Source organism: Hongsoonwoonella zoysiae, assembly GCF_013266695.1.
Lineage (GTDB): Bacteria > Pseudomonadota > Alphaproteobacteria > Rhizobiales > Stappiaceae > Hongsoonwoonella > Hongsoonwoonella zoysiae.
In genome coordinates, this window is record NZ_JABRXF010000003.1 from 356,919 (window position 1) to 377,848 (window position 20,930).

Genomic DNA, 20,930 nt, shown 5'->3' on the forward strand with positions numbered 1-20,930 from the left:
CGTCACTCCCACACCGGCAGGTGCAGATCGCTCGCAAGGTGCTTCATCTCCGCCTCGTAGCGGGTCATGAACGCGGAAATATCCTCTTCGCCGTAAAGCTCATCTCCTACGACGATATCGCAGTTGAAGGGTACCAGAATGAAGGAGCCTTTCGGAAGCGCCCGCCCCAGCCCGTACATGAAGATCGGGATAACGGGCACATCCGGGCATCCGCGCGCAAGATGGGCGATCCCCTTCTTGAAGCCGGAAAGCCGCTCCGGCTCCCCGCGCGACCCTTCGGGAAACAGGATCAGGATATCCCCGCGCACAAGCGCCTCCTCGCAAGCCTCTAGCGGGTTTGCGCCCTCTTTCGCCCCGCTCTGCCGGTCGATCGGCAGAATGCCGATGATGTTCGTCGCGAACCACGCGAGAAAGCGGTTCTTCAGGAAATAATCCATCGCCGCCACGGGGCGTATGCGCGGCAGGTCGCGCAGGGGAAAAAGAGCGATCAGCGTCAGCGTGTCGAGGTGCGAATTGTGATTTGCCGCAAGCACCGCCGGCCCGCTTATCGGAAGCTTCTCCCGCCCGCGCAGGTTGACGCCGAGCAGGATGAGAAGCACGGGCCGGATGACGAGCGCGAAAAAGGCGAGGCGAAGAAGCTTCATCGCGCCCTCACGCGTAGAAATAGCGGATGATGTGGAAGAAGGCGGGAGCGGCGTATGTCAGGCTGTCGACCCGGTCGAGAATGCCGCCATGACCGGGGATCAGTCCGCTTGAATCCTTCACCTTCAGGTCGCGCTTCAGCGCTGAAATCGTCACATCGCCGATGAAGCCGGCAGCCGCGATCGCCGCGCCCGCGAAGGCAGACCACAGTGGATCCATCACCGTCAAAAACGGCCCGAGAAAGACTGCGACAAGCGTCGTTGTCGCCAACCCGCCGAGAAAACCTTCCCACGTCTTCTTCGGGCTCACTTTCGACACGATCGCGTGCTTCCCGAACAGTTTTCCCCAGGTGAACTGGGCAACGTCGTTGAATTGCGTGAGGAAGACGAGGAAGAGAAGCAGCCCCGCGCCACCCGCCGGGTTGCCGATCTCCCGCCCCAGGAACATGAGCCCGGCAAGATGGCTCAGCGCGAAGACGGTGATCATCAGCCCCCACGTATAGGTGCCGACGGCGCGAAGGAAACCTTCTGTTTCCCCGCGCAAGGTAATCACCATCGAAAGGAACAGGAACATCCACACAGGGATAAAGACGATGAACATCCCGTACCATTCGCTGTAGACCCAGTAGAACTGTATCGGCACGGCAAGATAGGCCCACAAGAGCACTTCCCGGTCGATCCGGCGTGTCGGGATCAGCGAGAAATATTCCTTCAGCGCGAGGAACGACAGGAAGCCCAGGAAGATGACGGAAGCAGCCGGTCCGATCAGGATCGCGAAGGTAAAGACACCGATCATCCACCACCAGGATTTTACCCGCGCGACCAGTTCGCCCGAACCGGAAACGCCTTTGCGCAAAAGGGCGGCGACGATGCCGCTTGCGATGAGAAGCAGCGCATAAATGCCGATGAGCGCTTGATGGACGGTGGAAAGCCCCGAAAGCACGCTCATGCACTCGTCCCTTCGTTCAGCGCCGCCTTCGCGCGTCGGAATATGGTGACTATCGAAAGAAAGACGACAATCCAGCCCGCGAAATCGACGTAAGGGTCCGGCTTGAGCCCGAGGCCGACGAGGAACCCAAGCGCGCCGAAAAGCGCCGCCCGGTCGCTCTTGCCGAATGGCCCGTCATAGCGCCGGCTTGCGCCGATCGTCTGGCCAAGCACGCCGGTCAGTTCCGCCGCCCCTGCCAGAACGACGAACAGGATAACGGGGAGTGCCGCCCCGCCGGAAAGCAGGGCAAAAGGCAGGTAGAGTGCCGCATCCGCCAGAACGTCCGTCAGTTCGTTCAGGATAGCGCCGAGCCGGCTTTTCTGCCCGAATTCGCGCGCCAGCATCCCGTCGATGGCGTTCAGCGCCATGCGCGCGAAAAGGATGACCGGCAACAGCAGGAACGGCCATCGCGATGCGGGTTGAAGCGCCATCCAGAGGCCGAAGGCAAGGCTCGCGGCAAAAGCGGCAAGCGTCACCTGATTTGCCGTCACGCCCCGCCCCTCAAGCCAGCGGCAGAACGGACGCAGCAGGTTCTGGAACCGGGGCTTCAGATCGTAGATGGTCATCTGATCTTCAATTCCGATAGCCGCAATCCGTTAAAACCAAAACTCGGAATAAATAACCTTCCCAGATTAAGGAACCGTAAGACCCTCCTCTTACGGAAACGAAACGGGGCGGCCATGGCCGCCTCATTTGAAAATCTGCGCTTTCGGAAGTCGATTCTATTTTGCGGTTGAATTCAATGCTGATCCGCTGTTTCCGGACCAGTTTGCAGGATGAGCGTAACACTCACCAACCCGATGCCTATTCCCACAATGAGCAAGAGTGAGGCGGCATCGAAGATATCGGCGGCAACACCGCCAATAAGGACACCGGCACCCAGTCCCATTTCAGCCCCAAGCCGCCAGAGCGCGTGGGCACGCGCCAAAAGGCGCGCCGCCGCGTATTTTTGAATCAATGTGGTGACGAAGACATCCTGAAAGGCGAAGGAGGCACCACCCGCAAAACCGATGGCCATTTGCGTTGTAAGGACGGATGACTGGCCGATAAGCAGGAAGGAAAGGCCGGCGACGAACATGCCTCCACCGACCATCAGATCCGAGCGGCCTGCCGGGAGGCCGGCGATGAGAACGTTTGCGGCAATGCCGCCGAATGCGAATGCGCCGATGACGCTGGCATAGGCGCCCGCCCCGCCATCGCTGCCTTCAAGCAATATCCGCGGCAGGATCGCGAAATAGGCTGCGCCGTGAAAAAGCGCATAGACAGCCGAACAACCAAGCACCGCCGCCAGCACTTTTGAGGCATAAATGGTGCGGATAGCCCGAAATTGTTCGCTGATGCTCACAGGAAGGGTTATCGCCTGTGGCCGAATTTTACGCGATAGAGCGGCCGAGACGCCCACCATGATCGCAAAGGTCGCTGCCGCGATATCGAGCACCAGGTAGGTTGCCGCCTTGCCAAGCAACATGGCCGGGAATGGTGCGGCGAGCCGACCGAGCCGCTTGGCGTTATCGAGCACGTTGTTGAGGCTCTTTGTCGTCCAGGCGGGTTGCATCGCCGGAACGATGGCCGTCAGGGCTGGCGGTTCGAAGGCCCTGGCACAGCCGATTGCAAAGGCGGCCATCAGCACGGTTATCGCTTCAGGAGCACCGGCGACCATGGCAAGCGTTGCCAGCACTGCGACCAGAATCGCGACGATGTTCGCCCGCCGCAAGATCGGAAGGGCACCCAGCCGGTCGGTGAACGTCGCGCCCACGAAGCCGAATAGCCAGAAAGGCGCGCGCTGAATGAAGACAGCAAGCCCTGTGAAGGAGGACGACTTGGTCAGTTGCCACACTGCCCAAATGAGGATGATTTCGAGAATCTGATCGCCGCATGCCGAACTGGCACGCCCAATGCCGAGTTTGAGGCCATCGGCTCGGGAGTTTATCAAGCGCACCAATATGCACCTTTTCTATTATAGATTGTATAAATTGCATTTCTATCGTTCGGTGTATTTAATAAGGGAAACATTACAGCCGGGAACTCAACACTTTGTATTCTTTATACAAAAAAATTGATTTGGCGGATGCATCGCTCATTTTCGCTGCAAAACGAAACGGGGCGGCCAAAGCCGCCCCGTCGATCATCTAATCAGGATTTCAACTGCGCGATCACGCCGCCTTCTTCGCCTCTTCCTCGCTCTTCGGCGGGAAGCGGCCATAGAAGGTTTCGTCGCTCTTTGCCATTTCGCGCAGGAGCCTGTTCGGCTTGAAGCGCGGGCCCCATTTCTTGGTGAACTTCTTGAGCATCTCGACAAAAGCGGTCGTGCCCATATTGTCGATATAGCTCAGCGTTCCGCCCGAATAGGGCGCGAAGCCGAAGCCGAGGATGGAGCCGACATCCGCCTCACGCACGTCGGTCAGGCAATTCTCCTCGAAGATGCGCGCCGTCTCCAGCGCCTGCATGCCGAGAAGGCGCTGCTTCAGCTCCTCGATGTTGAAGCTGTCGGCAGGCTTCGCAGGGCCCACGACTTCGGCGATCCCCGGCCAGAGCGATTTCTCCTTGCCCTGGTAGTCGTAGAAGCCCTTGCCGTTCTTGCGCCCGAAGCGCTCGCGCTTGACGACCATCTCTTCCAGGATGTTGTCGAGCGGACCTTCGACGTAATTGACGCCAAGGTCCTTGCGCGTCGCCGAAACGATCTTCCAGGCAAGGTCGAGCGCCACCTCGTCGCCGAGCGACAGCGGCCCGACGGGCATGCCCGCCATACGGCCCGCGTTTTCGATCATTGCCGGCGGCACGCCGTCGGCAAGCATCATCAGGCCTTCGCGGATGTAGGTCATCACCACGCGTGAGGTGTAGAAGCCGCGTGAGTCATTGACGACGATCGGCGTCTTCTTGATCGCCTTTACATAGTCAAGCGCCATGGCAAGCGCCCGGTCGCCCGTCTTCTTGCCCATGATGATCTCGACCAGCATCATCTTGTCGACGGGCGAGAAGAAGTGGATGCCGATGAAGTTCTTCGGCCGCGTCGACGCCTCGGCAAGCGAGGTGATCGGCAGCGTGGAGGTGTTGGAGGCGTAGATGCCGCGCGATTTCATGGCGGCTTCCGCCTTTTCCGTCACCACGCGCTTGATCTCACGGTCCTCGAACACGGCTTCGATCACGAGGTCGCAATCGGCAAGCTGGTCATAATCGACGGTCGCCGTGATCTTCGAAAGAAGTTTCTCCTTGTCTTCTTCCCTGGCCCGGCCGCGCTTTACCGCCTTCGACATCAGCTCGTCGGAATGCGCCTTGCCCTTGTCGGCTGCTTCCTGGTCGCGGTCGATCAGCACCACGTCGATGCCCGCCTTGGCGGTGACATAGGCGATGCCAGCCCCCATGAAACCGGCGCCCAGAACGCCGATTTTCCTGATCTTGTTCGGGCGCACGTCCGCCGGGCGCCTTGCGCCCTTGTTAAGCTCCTGCATGGAGACGAAAAGCGAGCGGATCATGTTCGCCGCTTCCTTCGACTGCAGAACGTTGGCGAAATAGCGGCTTTCCACTGTCAGCGCCTGGTCCATCGGCAGCAGAAGACCTTCGTAGACGGAATGAAGCACGCCGCGCGCACCGGGGTAGTTGTCGTAGGTCTCGCGGCGATAGATCGCATTCGCCGCCGGCCAGAACTGGAAACCCGCGGGCGAATAGATCGGCCCGTTCGGCAGCTTGAAGCCCTTCTTGTCCCATGGCTTCACCGGGTCGACGCCGGTTTTCAGAAGCTTCTTGGCCGCCGCGACCAGCTTCTTCGGCGCGGCCAATTCATCGACAAGCTTCATGGAAAGGGCCTGGCCGGCGCGCAGCGTCTTGCCCTGCATCAGGAACTGAAGGCCCTGCTGGCCGTCGGCCATGCGCATCACGCGCTGCGTGCCGCCCGCTCCGGGGAAAAGGCCGACCTTCACCTCCGGCAGGCCCATCTTGAAGGCGTCGCTCTCGTCGGCCACGCGCGCGTGGCAGGCCAGCGCAAGCTCCGTCGCCCCGCCCATGCAGGTGCCGTTGATGGCTGCGACGAAGGGTTTGCCGCATGTCTCTAACTTGCGGTAGATCAGCGTCAGCCGCCGCGATCCCTCGAAAAGCTCCTTCGCCGCCCCTTCCGGGTCCTTCGCGCGCTTCTGGTGGAAGCCCTTCAAAAGCCCTTCGAGCATGGTGAGGTCCGCACCGCCGGAAAAGGCCGCCTTGCCGGAGGTTATCACCGCGCCCTTGATCGCATCATTGGCGACCACGTCGTCGATGATCCTGTCGAGGTCGTCCATCACCGAAATGTCGATGACGTTCATCGACTTGCCGGCCATATCCCATGTGACGAGCGCGATCCCGTCGGCATCCGTTTCAAGGGTGAAATTCTTGTAAGCCATTATCCTGTCTCCCCCGCCTCAAACGCGCTCGATGATCGTCGCCGTGCCCATGCCGGCACCGATGCAAAGCGTCACCAGCGCGGTGTTGAGGTCGCGTCGCTCCAGTTCGTCGAGAACCGTGCCGAGGATCATCGCCCCGGTCGCCCCCAGCGGATGGCCCATGGCGATCGCCCCGCCGTTGACGTTCACCTTCTGCGGGTCGAGGTCGAAGGCCTGATGGTAGCGCAGCACCACGGAAGCGAATGCCTCGTTGATCTCGAAGAGATCGATGTCCTCAAGCTTCATCTTCGCGTTTTTCAGGAGCTTTTCGGTCACATCCACGGGCCCGGTCAGCATAAGTGCGGGTTCGGAGCCGATATTGGCGAAGGCCTTGATGCGCGCGCGCGCCGTGAGGCCCGCCTTCTTGCCGGCCTTGCGCGAGCCGATCAGCACGGCGGCCGCACCGTCAACGATGCCAGACGAATTGCCGGCGTGGTGCACGTGGCGGATCTTCTCCACCTCCGGATGCGCCTGGATGGCGACCGCGTCGAAGCCGCCCATCGCGCCCATGATCTCGAACGAGGGGTTGAGCGAGCCGAGCGCCTGCATATCGGTATCGGGGCGCATGTGCTCGTCGCGGTCGAGGATCGTGATGCCGTTGATGTCCTTCACCGGCACGACGGAGTTCTTGAAGTAGCCCTTGTCCCAGGCATTTGCCGCGCGCTTCTGGCTTTCCACCGCATAGGCGTCGACATCGTCACGCGAGAAGCCGTATTTGGTGGCGATCAGATCGGCGGAAACGCCCTGCGGCATGAAGTAGGAGGGGATCGCCACTTGCGGATCGACCGGCCATGCACCGCCGGATGCGCCGATGCCGACCCGGCTCATGCTTTCCACGCCGCCCGCGATCACCATGTCGTGCTGGCCGGACATCACCTGTGCCGCGCCGAAGTTCACCGCATCGAGGCCGGAAGCACAGAACCGGTTGAGCTGGATGCCCGGCACCGTCCTGTCGTATTTCGCGGCGAAGACGGATGCACGTGCGATATCGCCGCCCGCCTCGCCCACGGGGTCGACGCAGCCGAGCACCACATCGTCGACGAGATTTGTATCAAGCTCGTTGCGGTCGCGCACGGCCTCCAGCGCGCTTGCGGCCAGGCGTACCGCCGGCACCTCGTGCAGCGCGCCGTCCTTCTTGCCGCGTCCGCGCGGGGTCCGCACGTGGTCGTAGATGAATGCGTCAGGCATATGTGCCTCCTTTGATCGAATTCATGTGTTCAAAGACGAAAGCCGCATTCGCGCCGCTCAAAGGCTGCGCGCGATGAGCACTTTCATGATCTCGTTCGTTCCCGCGTAGATGCGCTGCACGCGCGCGTCCGCATAAAGTCGCGCGATCGGATATTCGTTCATGTAGCCATAGCCGCCGTGAAGCTGCAGGCATTCGTCCATCACCTTGCACTGGAGGTCGGTGGTCCAGTATTTGGCCATGGATGCGGTCACCGTATCGAGCCCGCCTTCCAGATGTTTGGCGATGCAGTCGTTGACGAAGACCCTGCCGATGGTGGCCTCGGTCTTGAGTTCGGCAAGCTTGAACTGCGTGTTCTGGAAATCGATCACCGCCTTGCCGAAGGCCTTGCGTTCCTTAACGTAATCCAGCGTTACGGTGAGCGCGCGCTCGATCGCCGCCATCGCCTGGATGGTCACGATCAGCCGCTCCTGCGGCAGTTGCTCCATCAGTTGATAGAAGCCCTTGCCCTCGTCCTGGCCGAGAAGCGCATCCGCCGGCACGCGCACATTGTCGAAAAAAAGCTCCGAGGTGTCGTTGCCTTTCAGGCCGATCTTGTCGAGGTTGCGCCCCCGCCGGAAACCTTCCACCTCTTCCGTTTCGACGACAAAGAGCGAGGTACCCTTGGCACCCTCCTTCGGGTCGGTCTTGGCGACGACGACGATGAGGTTGGCGAGCTGGCCGTTGGTAATAAAGGTCTTGGAGCCGTTGATGACATAGTGGTTGCCATCCTTCACAGCCGTCGTTTTGATGCCTTGCAGGTCGGAGCCCGCGCCCGGCTCCGTCATGGCGATCGCACCTATGAGATCGCCGGAAACGAGGCCCGGCAGCCAGCGCTTCTTCTGGTCTTCGGAGCCGTAGTGCAGGATGTAGGGCGCGACGATGCCGGAATGCAGCGCAATGCCGAAGTGGTCGAACCCGTCAACACCGAGCCGGTGCATGATCGCCGCTTCATGGGCGAATGTGCCGCCCACCCCGCCATATTCCTCCGGAATCGCGGGACACAGGAAGCCGCCTTCGCCGGTCTTCTTCCAGGCTTCTTTGGTAACGCAACCCGCCTCGACCCAGTCTTCATAGCCGGGCGCGATTTCCTGCTCCAGAAACCGGGCGAAAGCATCGTCGAGGAGCTTGACCTCCTCATCCATCCATTGCGGTTCGGCGACGTCGATTGCTGCCAACTTCATTTCCTCCCGAGAAACACCTGTCAGCCGGGTTTATCATTCGTTCGGGCGCGGAAAGCCTCCGCGCCCGGCAATCATCTGATCAGAACGCCTCCGCCGGCACACCCATCATCGTGTCGGCACCGGTCGAAATACGCGCCAGATGCGCGCCCGTTTCCGGCATCACACGCTGCATGAAATGCGTGCCGAAAGCGAGCTTCGCGTTCAGCCAGTCCTCCTTGCCGTCAGCGCCGGCAGCCAGTTTCGCATTGGCCGCCTTGGCGATCTGCGCCCACATGAAGCCAAGCGCCACCAGCCCGAAAAGATGCATGTAGTCGGTCGAACCCGCGCCTGCGTTGTCCGGTTTCTGCATGGCGTTCTGCATGAACCACATGGTGGCCTTCTGGAGGTCGTCCAGGCCGGTTTTCAGCGGGCCGGTAAAACCCTTGAGAGCTTCGTCATCGCCATTCTCCTTGAGGAAAGTCTTGATTTCCTCGAAGAAGGCCATGACGGCGCGCCCGCCGTTTTTCGGCAGCTTCCGGCCCACGAGGTCGAGCGCCTGAATGCCGTTCGCCCCCTCGTAGATCATCGTGATGCGGGCATCGCGCGCGAACTGCGACATGCCCCATTCCTCGATATAGCCGTGCCCGCCATACATTTGCTGCGCCTGGATGGCGTTCTCAAAGCCCTTGTCGGTCAAAACGCCCTTGATGACGGGCGTCATGAGGCCGAGATAGTCGTCGGCTTTCTGGCGCTCGCCCTCGTCGGCGGAGCGATGCGCGACGTCGGATTGCAGAGCGGTCCAAAGCACCAGCGCACGCGCCGCTTCGTTGAAGGAGCGAATGTTGAGCAGCACCCGGCGCACGTCCGGATGAACGATGATCGGGTCCGCCTTGGCATCGGGGTTCTTCGCACCTGAAAGCGCGCGTCCCTGCAGGCGTTCGCGGGCGTATTCCACGGCGTTCTGATAGGCGACTTCGGATTGGGAAAGCCCCTGCACGCCGACGGCGAGCCGCGCCTCGTTCATCATCACGAACATGGCGTTGAGGCCCCGGTTTTCCTCACCAATCAGCCAGCCCGTCGCCTCGTCGTAGTTCATGACGCAGGTGGAATTGCCGTGGATGCCCATCTTCTCCTCGATGGAGCCGCAGGAAACGCCATTGCGCTCGCCCGCGTTTCCCTCCTCATCTGGCACGAACTTGGGCACGATGAAAAGCGAAATGCCCTTGGTGCCCTCCGGCGCGCCCTCGATGCGCGCGAGCACCAGATGGACGATGTTTTCGGTCAGGTCGTGCTCGCCGGCGGAAATGAAGATCTTCTGGCCGGAAATCCTGTAGGTGCCGTCGCCCTGGGGCACGGCCTTCGTCTTGATCAGGCCAAGGTCCGTGCCGCAATGCGGCTCGGTTAGGTTCATCGTGCCGGACCACTCGCCGGAGGCGATCTTCGGCAGGTAAAGCGCTTTCTGCTCCTCGCTGCCGTGCTCAAGAATCGCGGCGGCCGCCCCCTGGGACAGGCCCGGATACATCCCCCACGCCAGATTGGCGCTGGACATGAACTCGCCGATGATGGTGTTGAGCGTCGTCGGCAGGCCCTGCCCGCCGTATTCCTCCGGCATGGAAAGCGCGATCCAGCCGCCTTCCTTGTAGGTATCATATGCCGCCTTGAAGCCGTCGGGCGTCGTCACGCTGCCGTCTTCGTTGCGTGTGCAGCCCTGCTTGTCGCCCACGACATTGAGCGGCTGAAGCATTTCCTCGCAGAATTTTGCGCCTTCGCCGAGGATAGCCTCCACAAGGTCGGGAGTCGCTTCGCCGAAACCCGGCAGATTGGAATAGCGCTGGTAGCCCAGAACATCGTTCAGCAGAAACATCACGTCTTCGACTGGGGCCTTAAAGCTCGGCATCTGAAGCACCTCCCGGCAGTTGTCTCGTCGGATACGCCATTCAAGCGAATTCGACCTTACGTTTGCGTAAACGTCATCTTGAGCGGTATATACGCCACCGGCCGGCGCTCGGCAACCCGTATACTGGAGCAGGTTCCGACAAGACCCAGCCCTTTTGACGGCGGGAATATGCTCCAACACATTGAACCTGGCGCACTATCTCGATCCGGGAATGCGATTTCACGTTGGTGGGAAACGCTCCGGACCATGGACACATAAAGCCAACGCAAGTCACGCCAAGAGGCTGCAAAAAATGCGATCTGTGCCGATATCGGCAAAATCGCGCGATGGCCGCTTCTCAAAGGGCGCGGACCCGTCCTCTCGGTTGATACCGGCAATGGCCGATAGTCAGCGCAGGGGATCGCGGCTTCTATCGGGTGTCAGCGAGAGCGCCACGACAGCCACCAGGGCCGCCGCAATCAGGTAGAAGACCGGCGCCATTGCCGTTCCGGTCGTCACTATCAGGCTCGTCGCGATCATCGGGGTCAATCCGCCAAAAATCCCGACGCCCACGTTGAATGCGACCGAATACCCCGACAAGCGGTCGCGTTCGGGAAACATTTCCACGAATAACGCTGGGCCCGAGCCCAGCGGCACTGCGAGAAGCGCGAATGTCAATGCGTGCGCGAATATGACCGAGACCAGCGACCCGTCGGAGGCCATCATCCAGCGGTGAAACGGCCATGCGATCAATGCGAGAACGAGGATGGATAGCCCAATCCAGGTGCGGCGCGGCAACCACCTGTCGCCTACGATAGCGGCCAGAGGCATGGCCGGTATGACGATAAGCGTCATTGCCGTATTGATCGTCAGCGCCGTCGCGCGCGCCATGAGGCCCTGCGAGGCCAGCCACTCCGGGAGATAGACAAAGGCGATATAGTAGCAAGTGCCGTAACTTGCTGCGAATGCAAGCGCCAACAGGGTCTCGCGCCGGTTGGTCGTGAAAGCTTCCAGAAGCGGAGAAGTCTCTTCACGCCCGGCATGATGCTCCTGGAAACGCCTGGAATTATGTAAATTGCGCCTTATCCAGATGGCCGAAACGCCCAAAAGCGCGCCCCCGAGAAAGGGAAGACGCCACGCCCAATCGACCAGTTTTTCCGGTTCGAACAGGTTGGTCACCAGTGCCGCGGCCCCAACGCCGAGCAGCGATCCCGTCATTGAGCCGATATTCGCAAAGCTGCCGATCAGCCCGCGTTTGCTTTCCGGCGCGGTTTCGACGAGGTAAGTCACCGATGAAGAAAACTCTCCCCCCACCGAAAGTCCCTGCAGCAACCGCACCAGAACAAGTAGCAGCGGGGCAAGGAGACCGGCCTGTGCATACGTAGGCAACAAACCGAGGAACATGGTTGGCAGCGCCATCATGGCAACTGAAATCTGCATCGTGCGCGCACGTCCGTACCGGTCTCCGAACCACCCGAACGCAGCAGCGCCGATAGGGCGCATTATAAACCCTGCCGCAAAGATTCCGTAGGTCGCAATCAGCCCGGCGACCGCTGCGCCCGGCGGGAAGAACACCGGTGCGATTACGCCTGCCAGATAGCCGTAAAGGGCAAAATCGTACCATTCCACGACATTGCCGATGAACCCTGCCATGATCCGGTGCCGGAGTTCCGGCGACCGCACCGCGGTCTTGCCCGCCGCGTTCATCCCGCCGCTTCCGTCTCGTTCGGTCGCGCATGTAGCCAGGTCCCGCTTCGGCAGTCGAAAGGGTGCGAGTCGCTACGCTGCACAACAATCCCTGCCGAGCGTCGCGCGATGGCAGCGGCGGGGGCATTTCCGACGGGGCTGCAGCGGGTGCATTCGCGAACCGAAATTGATTGGCGGCACCGCATTCCAGTCAATCTCTCCTGAACACCACGCCGGCCAGCCAGCCGGTCAGAAGCGCCAGCATTACGGCGGCGGCGCCGTAAATCGGGGCGTAGCGGTGCGCGAGCGAGAAGGTGAGCTGCTCGAACCCCGTTTTGGCGATGGTGAGCTTCTGTTCCTGCTGGGCAAGCAGGGCCCCGCCCCTCAAAAGGTAGGTCGTCACCTTATATTCGCCGACCGGCACGTTTGAGGGGAGCGGGATCGTCGTGCGGAAAAGGTTGTCGCTCAGGAACTGGATGGAATGTACCCGCTCGGCAAAGAGCGCATTCTGGATCCGAAGCCGCAGGAACGCGTCGCGAAAATCGTCCCGGTCGGAGAAAGGCACGTTCGACTTGCCGATGATCGGGAGGTTTATGTTGTGCAGGCCGATCTGCAGTCTCTCCAGCACGACACGGGTGGCCATATCGACGGCGGACCGGGTCAGATGCGCGGCGTAGAAGCCCGGCACTTTCCGGTAATCTTCCGCATCACGATTGACCCACACCCCCAGCAAGCGCCCCTTGCGGCGGACGGTCACTCGCTGCGGCGGGCCGGTAACGATGATCGCAAGGTCGTAAGGGTCCGCCCTGGCGACGGTCGCCGCATCGCGCGAAATCTCGCCAAAGACGACTATTTCCGTACCCGTGAAGTTGGATTCTATCTTTACACGGTCGGAAGACAGCGCGGCGATCAGGTTTTCCGCCTTGGCCGAGCCGGCGCCCGCAAGCAGGGCAACCGCCAGGAAAAGCGCTCCGGCAAGCCCTCTCATGGCAGCCTCCCGGACGTCACGGCAACCGAATAAAGCTCGTCTGGCTGGACGATCAGCCCGACGGCGAAACGCATACCGACGGCAAGCACCAGCAGCGCAAGCAGAAGCCTCAGTTGGTCGCCGCGAAGTTTCTGCCCGGTGCGCGCGCCGAATTGCGCGCCGATCACTCCCCCCACCATCAGGATCATCGCCAGCACAATGTCGACCGATTGGGTCGAGACCGCGTGCAGGAAGGTCGCCACCGCCATGGTAACGAGGATCTGCAGGAGCGATGTTCCGATGACGATATTCGTCGGCACCCTCAGGATGTAGATCAGTGCCGGCACCATCATGAAACCGCCGCCGATGCCAAGCACCGCTCCAAGAAAGCCGATCGACGATCCCAGGAAAACGATCGGAATAACGCTGACGTAAAGCCTCGACTGGCGAAAGCGCATCTTCAGCGGCAGCCCGTGGATCCAGTTGTGCTTCCCCGGCAGGCGCGTGTGATGCGCTCCGCCCGCGCGGCGCCGGGACATGGCGCGCACGGATTCAACCAGCATCAGAACGCCGATGGTGCCGAGAAACGTCACATATGACAGTGAGATGACGAGATCGAGTTGGCCAAGGCCTCGCAGGATATCGAAGACCCACACACCGAGCGCGGAACCGACGACGCCTGAGGCGAGCAGCATTCCCGCAAGTTTGAAGTCGATAGCCTTGCGCCGCCAGTAGGACAGCACGCCGGAAGCCGACGAAGCGACGATCTGCGTCGTCACCGTCGCAACCGAAACCGCGGGCGGAATGCCGGAAAAGATCAGGAGCGGCGTCAACAGGAATCCGCCGCCGATCCCGAACAGCCCGGACAGGAAACCCACCGCCCCGCCCATACCGAACACGGTGAACATATTCACCGGAAGCTCAGCAATGGGGAGATAGATCTGCACGCGACACCAAGGCTTCCGGAAACTGTCAGGGACCAGCGCATCCTGCGTTCGAATGAACACAGACATGATGCCCCGGCATTCTGAACGCGATCAAATTTTCCGGGTTCAGGCGGCTTCACCTGAACCCGGAAAAGTTGATCCGGGCTTCACCATCCGTTGTGAATGCCACAACGCCCATATTGGATAAGGCGCAGTCGCCGCGATACTGTCAACGCTGAATGCGCCTTGTTAGTCATATTGTATGTAAGGCGTTGCGGACCGGTCGGAACCTCAGATGGAACGGCCGAGCAACGCCCTTAGAAGCTTGCCGTCAATTTCGCCGGTCACAGGCAGCCCCGCCTCCTTCTGGAACGCGCTCACCGCCGCTCTGGTACGCGGGCCTATCTGGCCGTCGGCCGCACCCGGATCGAAGCCAAGGGTTGCCAGCATCTTCTGGGCGCGGCGCACCATCTCCGCCGGATCCTCGGTCAGCGATGCTTCCGATACATTCGCGGCGGACGTGGACCACGCCGGATCGGAAGCGACTTCGTTCGCGGCCGGATTCACGGGCTTCGGCTTCCAGGTCTCGACGGCAAGGCTCGCCTCGGCCATTTCCGCCTTGGTGAGGATATTGGCCACCTCATCGCGTTTCTTGGCCGCTTCCCGGTCGCCCTGCTTGGCGGCCAGCGCGAACCACTTGTAGCTTTCGGTCAGGTTCTTTTCGGTGCCGAGCCCACGGGCATACAGAATTCCAAGGTTGTACTGGCTGTCGCGCACGCCGTAGTTCGCGGCGCGCTCGAACCAGTCGGCCGCGACCTCGAAATCCGGATCGCCGGAAATTCCTTCGGCGTGCAGGACCGCAAGATTGTGGGTCGCCTTCGCGCTTCCCTGGTCGGCGGCGCGCCGGTACCAGAGCCTTGCGGTCTCAAGGTTCTTTTCGACGCCTTGCCCCTTCTCGTAAAGGCTGCCCAGGCGGTATTGCGCGGGCGCTAGACCGCCTGCCGCCGCCTCTTCGTAGTATTTCACGGCCTTGGCCAGGTCCGGCGAAACACCTTTTCCTTCAGAATAGCGCACGGCTACTTCGAACAGGGCTCTCGGGTCGCCCTTTTCCGCCGCCTGACGCAGGCTTACCGGCCCGATCGATTCCGGCAGTTCGCCGGAAGCGGCGGGTGCCCTCGCAGCCTCGCCCGCGGAAGCGGCATTGGCGGGCCGCTGCTCGATCCTGCCGGGCGGGATCGCCGGAACCGACGAGCCGAAGGCATTGGCAAGCCCGCTCGGCGGGGCGAAGGCGAGGCTGTCGGTGCTGTTATTCACTGCTGCCGGCGGTGCGGCCTGCGCTCCTGCTTCCGGTGTCCTCTGCGCGGTCTTCGGCGCGGCGGAAACCGTCGGCCCTTCGCCCTCCGGAACCTTCGCCTCGGCTTGCGATGTGTTCGCCGGCACATCCCGTTTCGCGGGCGGGTTTTGTGCCGGCGGTGTGGCGGCCGTGCTCGTTACCGGCGGCTCGCCGGCCCCTTGCGGAAGGGTGACGGAAGCGGTCTCGACCGGGGCATCTCCGGCTTCGGTCGTTGCCGCAACCGGTGAAGGTGTTTCGTTGACGGCGATCTCACCGCCGGACGGACCAACAAGACGGAAGACCTGCAGTGTGCCGAGCGCGATCACCACCGCGGCGGCTGCAAGCAGGATCGCACGCCGGCGTGAAGAGCTCGGCGCGGCCCCCGCCCTTGCGGGTTTGTCTCCGGCGGTCGGAGCCTCGGGGGCTGCCGCCGTTTCCTTCGCAGGCTCCGCATCGGCGCGCAGCGCTGCCATGGATGCGGCGATTTCCGCACGGATCTTCTTGCGGTTTTCCGTGTTGCGCGCATCCTTTTGATCGGCCGTTTCGTCAGCGGGGTCCGCCTTCTTGCGCCCGATGCCCGAAAGACGGCCTTTCAGCCAGCTTTTCTTGGCAGCGCCTTCCTCCCCGCCCTCTTCTGCGGGTTCGCTGCGTTGCGGTTCATAGGCTGCTTCGGCTGCCGCGGCCTGGGCCGCACGCCGTGCTGCGGCAATGAAATCGGCCTTGCGGTTGCGTGCTTCCTCCTGAGGAGAAGCCGCTGCCTTGCGCACGCGCGGGTCTTCCAGAGTCGGGGGCGGGTTGCGTAAGGTCGGAAGGCCTGAACCCGGCTCCAGCGGACGGTCGTCCTCCGGATCGACCGATTTCACGTCCGCTGAGCGGCGGCCGAAGGTTTCCGCCGGTTCGAGCGCCGCCAGCCGGTCGTTGATGGATGAAAGCAGCCGCTGGATATCGCCTGTTTCCTGGCGGTAGCGCTGGTCGGTCTGGTCAGCCGCCGAAAGCAGGCGCCGCAGGTCGCCGCGAAGTCCTTCGACAAGGGCATCGCCAGCCTGCCCTCCACCCGCCAGACCTGCGCCCGCATTGCCCATGCCGGAGACGCGCCGCTCCGCCTCGTCGATTACCGAAGATAGCCTTGCGACCTTTTCCTCGATGTTCCTCAACGCCTCATCGTCGGCGTTCGCGCCGCCACGTCCGACCGCTTCGGCCAGCTCGCGGATACGCGCTTCCAGATCCGCACCCGGACGGTCCTCGATAACAGCACGGCGGAGGTCGGCGATCTCCTCGTGAATCCGGCCGAGCGCCGAAGGATCGGCGGAAATGTCACCGTCGAGCTTTTCGTTGAGCCGCTGAATACCCTCCTCGAGCCGCGACAGCACATCGGCATCGAAGGTGGGCGCAACCGCGTCCCGGCCGGCCTTGAGGTCCGGCATTTCCAGCGCGTCGATCTTGCCGTCGATCGCCGCAAGCCGCTTTTCCAGGAGGGTGAAAGCCGCGTCATAGCTCTTGGCCGCGCGCGCGTGCTCGATCCGCTCCAGCCTGTCGACGATATCGTCGAACCTGGCATCGACCTCGTCGAATTTCGACGGCTCTTCGCGGCTGCGATCCTCCGCCAGCATCGCGGTGATCTCTTCAAGCCGCTCCTGCAACCTGTCGACCGCGACCGCATCCGGCATGCGGTTTTCCATCGAGGTCAGCCGTTCGGAGAAGCGGCGCTGCTCGGCGAGATACCCGTCCACGTCGTCGAGCCTGCGCGTCACTTCGCCGAGCCGGTCTCCAATCCCCGTAACGAGATCGCCCACATCCATGCTCTCGACGATCCCTCGAAGCGAGCGGACCTCCTGCCCGAGCATTTCAATGTCCCGTCCGCCGCTGCGCTCGGCAAGGACTTCCAGGCGCTTGCCGATATCGTGAACATGCCGGTCGAGCGTTTCCACCTGCTCGGCACGCGGCATCATCCGGAAGGCGTTCTCGACTTCGGCAAGCCTCTCGCCGATCCCGTCGAGAAGCGACGGGTCGACGGAGTTGCGTGAAAGGTCGTCCAGCCGCTCCACAAGGTGCGCATAGCCGCTTTCGAGCGATTTCAGCAGCCCTTCGACATTGGAACGGTTGAGGCTCGCACGCAGATCGGCGATCTCGTTTCGTAGCGCATAGACGAGGCGGTTGTCCCCGCGCTCGGACTTGAGGCCCTCAACCGCACTCGCAAGCCGGCGAAAATCCTGTCCCCCCGACGTATCGGTTTGCGAATCGCGCGTTTTCAGCGCCTCGCGCAGGCTTTCGATTTCCCGGCGCATGCAGGAAAGATGTTCTTCCTGCGGGCCGCCCAGCCGGTCCATCTTGTCGGAAATCTCGCGCAGGAGCGGCTTAACGTCGTCATCGCCGTATTTCTCGCCGCTCATGCGGGCAGGCCCGCGCACGGCCATGGGTTCGCGCGTATCAAACGCGGGGACGTCGGCGGGGCGCGGCACCCCTGCGCCTTCATGCGGGCGGGGTTCGCGGGGAAGCGGCTTTTGCCTTGCAGCCGGGGGGATGTCTTCTTCCTCGCCGCGGCCGGAAAGGTCCTCTACCCTCCGGTCCAGCCTGTCGAGCGCGCGCAAAACGGATTCGATGCGCCCTGCCCGCGCATCCGTGTCGCGGGCTCCGCCCGCCCGCCGGCCGCCGTCTCGGTCGTTTCGTTTTTCGTCTGAAAGGCCGGGCACGAGCCGCTCCAGCGCGGCCGCCACGTCCTCCAGTTCCTCACGGGCGCTGCGCGCCACACCGCCTGCCTGCCCGCCGACGCTCGCCGTTGCCGATCCGGTCAGCCTTTCGGCTCTTCGCTCGGCATCGGCGATGTCGCGCCGCCGGTCGCCGACATACCAGTCGTCGGTGAATGAGCCGTCATATCCCGCCGCGGGTTCCGGCGTATTGAAGCCTTTCCCATGATCGCGATATCGAACAGTCCGGGACATATGGCTGGCCTCGTGGTCCTGTCGTCCTGTGCCTTGGCAGGCGGGCACGAAAAATGAAGGTGCTTCCTCCTGGCCCGGTACGGAGGAACGGGAGCCTGGATTCACCGCGTTAAGAATTTGCTACTTAGGGTAAACAGGCAGTTAATTTCCCGGAAATTTGCTTCATTCTGCGAGTTTTTCCGGTCGGATTGGTTAAACCGGAGACGCAACGTTAACCATAATTGACCCTGCCCGACGCAGGGAAACATTGACGCTTACGTACGCGTCAAGTAAATCTTTCCTCAATCCAACCACAAGGCATAGACCGAGTCGCGCTTGCGGCGGGTCTGGTGCGCATGGCCATCGGTGCAAACCGCCCGGGTGCCGGAATATGAAAAGAGACAGGAAATGAGCGAAGCGCTCTCCGTGAACAACGACATCGTCGAAGCCGTGGCGGCCAAGGACCAGTCCACCAGGAAGACGCATTTCACCATCGGCGATCTGGCCAAGGAATTCGGCGTGACCCTTCGCACGCTCCGCTTTTACGAGGACAAGGGCCTGATCAACCCGAAGCGCGAGGGTCTGAACCGCATCTACACCCGTCGCGACCGGGCGCGCCTCAAGCTCGTCTTGATGGGCAAGTCCGTCGGCTTCTCGCTAGCCGAGATCCGCGACATGCTGGACCTTTACGACCTTCGCGACGGTCAGGTGACACAGTTGAAGGTCGCCCTGTCGAAATTCAACGAGCAGATCGACGTGCTGAAGAAGCAGCGCTCGGACATCGACCGCGCGATAGAAGAGCTTGGCCGCACGGTCGAGATCGTCGGCGGCATGCTCAAGGCCAAGGAAGGCGAAGAGGCGTAAACTCAGCCTGTCGTGCCCGCGAAGGCGGGCACCTTCCTCCGCACGCCGTGCCCTCTCTACCTGTCATGCCCGCGCAGGCGGGCATCTCCATCCAAGGCCGTATCAAGGCAACGATTAACCCAGCCTTTCCTGCCCTTGGTGACATGTAAACTTTTCAGACCATATACTGCAGGCTGTAGCATCAACAATTTACGCCTGTAGGATTTTCACCTCGCCATGCATGTTCTCGCGCTGCTTTCCAGCCTCCTGATTTTCTCGACGTCCTTCGCGCTTGCCGAAGAATGCAAACAGCCGAAGGTAAACCAGGCGCTTCAGGACAAGATTCAGGCATATGTGGATGAGAATGTTGAGCCGCTCCTGTTCGCAGATGAAGCGGCCCTCGAAAAGCTCCGCAGCATGGGCAGCGAAGCGGCAGCCGTCGCCGATCAATTGAAATGGGTGACCGGACCCGGCACGATCCAGCAGCCCGACGTTGATGCATATTTTGAGAATACGCAGTCCCTTACCGACGTTACCTGAGCCATTATCTCCTTATGCTCGCCCAAATACGTATCGGCAACACTGCGTCAAAGAATAAATACCGGGATGCATACGAAAAGCTCGCTGGTTTCAACGAGAAGACCTGCCTCCTGAAAGAAGACGATTTTCTCTATGCTCTTGCGAGTTTCAGATATCACTCGACCTTCGAAAGCACCATTTACTCAAACATTGATCAGATAAGAAATCTACGCTGGATGACGATGAACTCCAACGATGCAATTTATGAGGACGTATATCGAAAATTTCTGAACGACGTTCCAGAATTCATGGTCAATATGGAAATTGAATACTGGAGAGAGCGTGACAGTTCCTCACTATGCACTAGTGCAAAAATGCGCAGTCAGTGCACCGAAGAAATTATTGATGCGGTTGGCCGATACAGACATAGACTGCCCGCAAAATACGACCTTCCGGAAAACCTTCTGGAGTTCGATTCAGCATGCGATGCCGTGGTTTATTCGGGAGACAGCTACATGAAGATAGACATTTGCGGCAGAGGTGATTGATCTGCGGTCCTGTCCTCGGCCGGGTCGGGGTCTCCTCCACATGCCGTGACATCTCTATCGTCTTTGCCGGGCTTGACCCGGCAACCCATGGAGCATCCGTAAAACGCATCAAGGCCGATGGATACGCGGGTCAAGCCCGCGCATGACGACCTCAGAGGCTTTCGTAATGTTGCTCTATTCTAGAAGCCCCCCTCAATCCGCCAGAAGCTTTGACGCGGTGAAGGGGTAAAGCCGCCCCTCGCCCAGCAGGAAGGCGGAAAACCGTTTTTCGGCGAAAATGCCCGCCCAGGCTTCATCGAGCACGTTGAGCCCGCCGGTCAGCACGCCGAAGGCCGGCAGCACCAGCCGTTCGCCGTCGGTGGCGAAGCACGGGCGGCGGATGGAGCGGCCGTAGCGGCGCACGCGCCCGGCCGGGTGCAGATGGCCGGCGACTTCCGCGAAACCTTCCGGTCCCGGCTTCGGCTCGTGCCGGAAAGTGAGGCCGGAAAGCCGCACTTCATCGGCGGTTTCCCCGCACAGTTTCAGCGGCGCAATCGGATCGTGATTGCCGGTCACCCAGATCCATTCGCGCCCGAGCTGCAGCGTTGTCAGCATGGCGCGATAGGCGGCGGGCAGCCGGTCTGATCCGTGCCTGTCGTGGAAGCTGTCGCCAAGCGCGATCACCCGGTGCGGGTCGAAGGCGTCGATGGCAAGCTTGAGCTTTTCCAGCGTCGCCGCCGTGTCATAGGGCGGCAGCATCAGGCCGCGCTGGGCGAAGCTCGACGATTTTTCGAGGTGAAGGTCGGCAACCACGAGCGTGTGTTCATCCGGCAGCCACAGCGCGCCACTGTCGTGCAGGCCGACAAGCGCGCCGGCAATCGACATGTCATGGCAAACCGGCACGAATGG

The 20,930-nt window shown here is 61.5% G+C and carries 16 protein-coding genes; 3 read left to right on the plus strand and 13 right to left on the minus strand.

The features are described from left to right. Nucleotides 1–2: 2 nt before the first annotated feature. The 12 genes from HPQ64_RS18055 to HPQ64_RS18110 all read right to left on the minus strand — a co-directional run bounded on the left by HPQ64_RS18055 (nt 3) and on the right by HPQ64_RS18110 (nt 18,153). On the minus strand, nt 3–644 hold the full coding sequence (locus HPQ64_RS18055) for a lysophospholipid acyltransferase family protein (protein WP_172890025.1): 642 nt from the start codon (nt 642–644) through the stop codon (nt 3–5). 7 nt (nt 645–651) lie between these two features. Next, a complete protein-coding gene (locus HPQ64_RS18060; protein WP_172890026.1) occupies nt 652–1,590 on the minus strand; it encodes a phosphatidate cytidylyltransferase in 939 nt (312 codons plus the stop codon). Continuing rightward, nucleotides 1,587–2,195 (minus strand): CDP-alcohol phosphatidyltransferase family protein, encoded by a 609-nt coding sequence (locus HPQ64_RS18065; RefSeq protein WP_172890027.1) that lies wholly within the window; start codon nt 2,193–2,195, stop codon nt 1,587–1,589. Before HPQ64_RS18065 ends, HPQ64_RS18060 begins: the two co-directional genes overlap by 4 nt. Before the next feature lie 173 nt (nt 2,196–2,368). Continuing rightward, entirely contained in the window at nt 2,369–3,568 is a 1,200-nt protein-coding gene (locus tag HPQ64_RS18070) for an MFS transporter (RefSeq protein WP_343036083.1), read from the minus strand. A gap of 214 nt (nt 3,569–3,782) precedes the next feature. After that, nucleotides 3,783–5,999, minus strand: coding sequence for a 3-hydroxyacyl-CoA dehydrogenase NAD-binding domain-containing protein (locus tag HPQ64_RS18075; RefSeq protein ID WP_172890029.1), 2,217 nt, complete (start codon nt 5,997–5,999; stop codon nt 3,783–3,785). 18 nt (nt 6,000–6,017) lie between these two features. Beyond that, nucleotides 6,018–7,226: an acetyl-CoA C-acetyltransferase gene (locus HPQ64_RS18080; RefSeq protein WP_172890030.1), complete on the minus strand. Its 1,209-nt coding sequence runs from the start codon at nt 7,224–7,226 to the stop codon at nt 6,018–6,020. A 57-nt stretch (nt 7,227–7,283) separates the two neighbouring features. Next, on the minus strand, nt 7,284–8,447 hold the full coding sequence (locus tag HPQ64_RS18085; RefSeq protein WP_172890031.1) for an acyl-CoA dehydrogenase family protein: 1,164 nt from the start codon (nt 8,445–8,447) through the stop codon (nt 7,284–7,286). Nucleotides 8,448–8,526: 79 nt separating this feature from the next. After that, nucleotides 8,527–10,323 carry an acyl-CoA dehydrogenase C-terminal domain-containing protein gene (locus tag HPQ64_RS18090; protein ID WP_172890032.1) on the minus strand — a complete coding sequence of 599 codons (1,797 nt, stop codon included), beginning with the start codon at nt 10,321–10,323 and terminating at the stop codon, nt 8,527–8,529. 387 nt (nt 10,324–10,710) lie between these two features. After that, nucleotides 10,711–12,009: an MFS transporter gene (locus HPQ64_RS18095; RefSeq protein ID WP_210260361.1), complete on the minus strand. Its 1,299-nt coding sequence runs from the start codon at nt 12,007–12,009 to the stop codon at nt 10,711–10,713. Nucleotides 12,010–12,199: 190 nt separating this feature from the next. Continuing rightward, a complete protein-coding gene (locus tag HPQ64_RS18100; protein WP_172890033.1) occupies nt 12,200–12,976 on the minus strand; it encodes a TIGR02186 family protein in 777 nt (258 codons plus the stop codon). Further along, nucleotides 12,973–13,902, minus strand: coding sequence for a TSUP family transporter (locus HPQ64_RS18105; RefSeq protein WP_172890034.1), 930 nt, complete (start codon nt 13,900–13,902; stop codon nt 12,973–12,975). The genes HPQ64_RS18100 and HPQ64_RS18105 overlap by 4 nt, the downstream gene beginning before the upstream one ends. A 270-nt stretch (nt 13,903–14,172) precedes the next feature. Then, nucleotides 14,173–18,153, minus strand: coding sequence for a peptidoglycan-binding protein (locus HPQ64_RS18110; protein ID WP_172890035.1), 3,981 nt, complete (start codon nt 18,151–18,153; stop codon nt 14,173–14,175). Nucleotides 18,154–18,540: 387 nt separating this feature from the next. Between HPQ64_RS18110 and HPQ64_RS18115 the strand changes: the two genes are divergently transcribed. From HPQ64_RS18115 to HPQ64_RS18125, 3 genes are all read left to right on the plus strand, one after another. After that, nucleotides 18,541–18,996, plus strand: a complete 456-nt coding sequence (locus tag HPQ64_RS18115; RefSeq protein ID WP_172890036.1) for a MerR family transcriptional regulator — start codon at nt 18,541–18,543, stop codon at nt 18,994–18,996. 216 nt (nt 18,997–19,212) lie between these two features. Next, nucleotides 19,213–19,515 carry a hypothetical protein gene (locus tag HPQ64_RS18120; RefSeq protein WP_172890037.1) on the plus strand — a complete coding sequence of 101 codons (303 nt, stop codon included), beginning with the start codon at nt 19,213–19,215 and terminating at the stop codon, nt 19,513–19,515. A gap of 14 nt (nt 19,516–19,529) precedes the next feature. Beyond that, nucleotides 19,530–20,042, plus strand: coding sequence for a hypothetical protein (locus HPQ64_RS18125; RefSeq protein WP_172890038.1), 513 nt, complete (start codon nt 19,530–19,532; stop codon nt 20,040–20,042). Nucleotides 20,043–20,234: 192 nt separating this feature from the next. Here the strand turns inward: HPQ64_RS18125 and pdeM are convergent, their stop codons facing one another. Further along, the gene (gene pdeM, locus HPQ64_RS18130) at nt 20,235–20,906 is read right to left on the minus strand and encodes a ligase-associated DNA damage response endonuclease PdeM (protein ID WP_172890405.1); all 672 of its coding nucleotides are present in this window, start codon (nt 20,904–20,906) and stop codon (nt 20,235–20,237) included. Between the last annotated feature and the right edge of the window lie 24 nt (nt 20,907–20,930).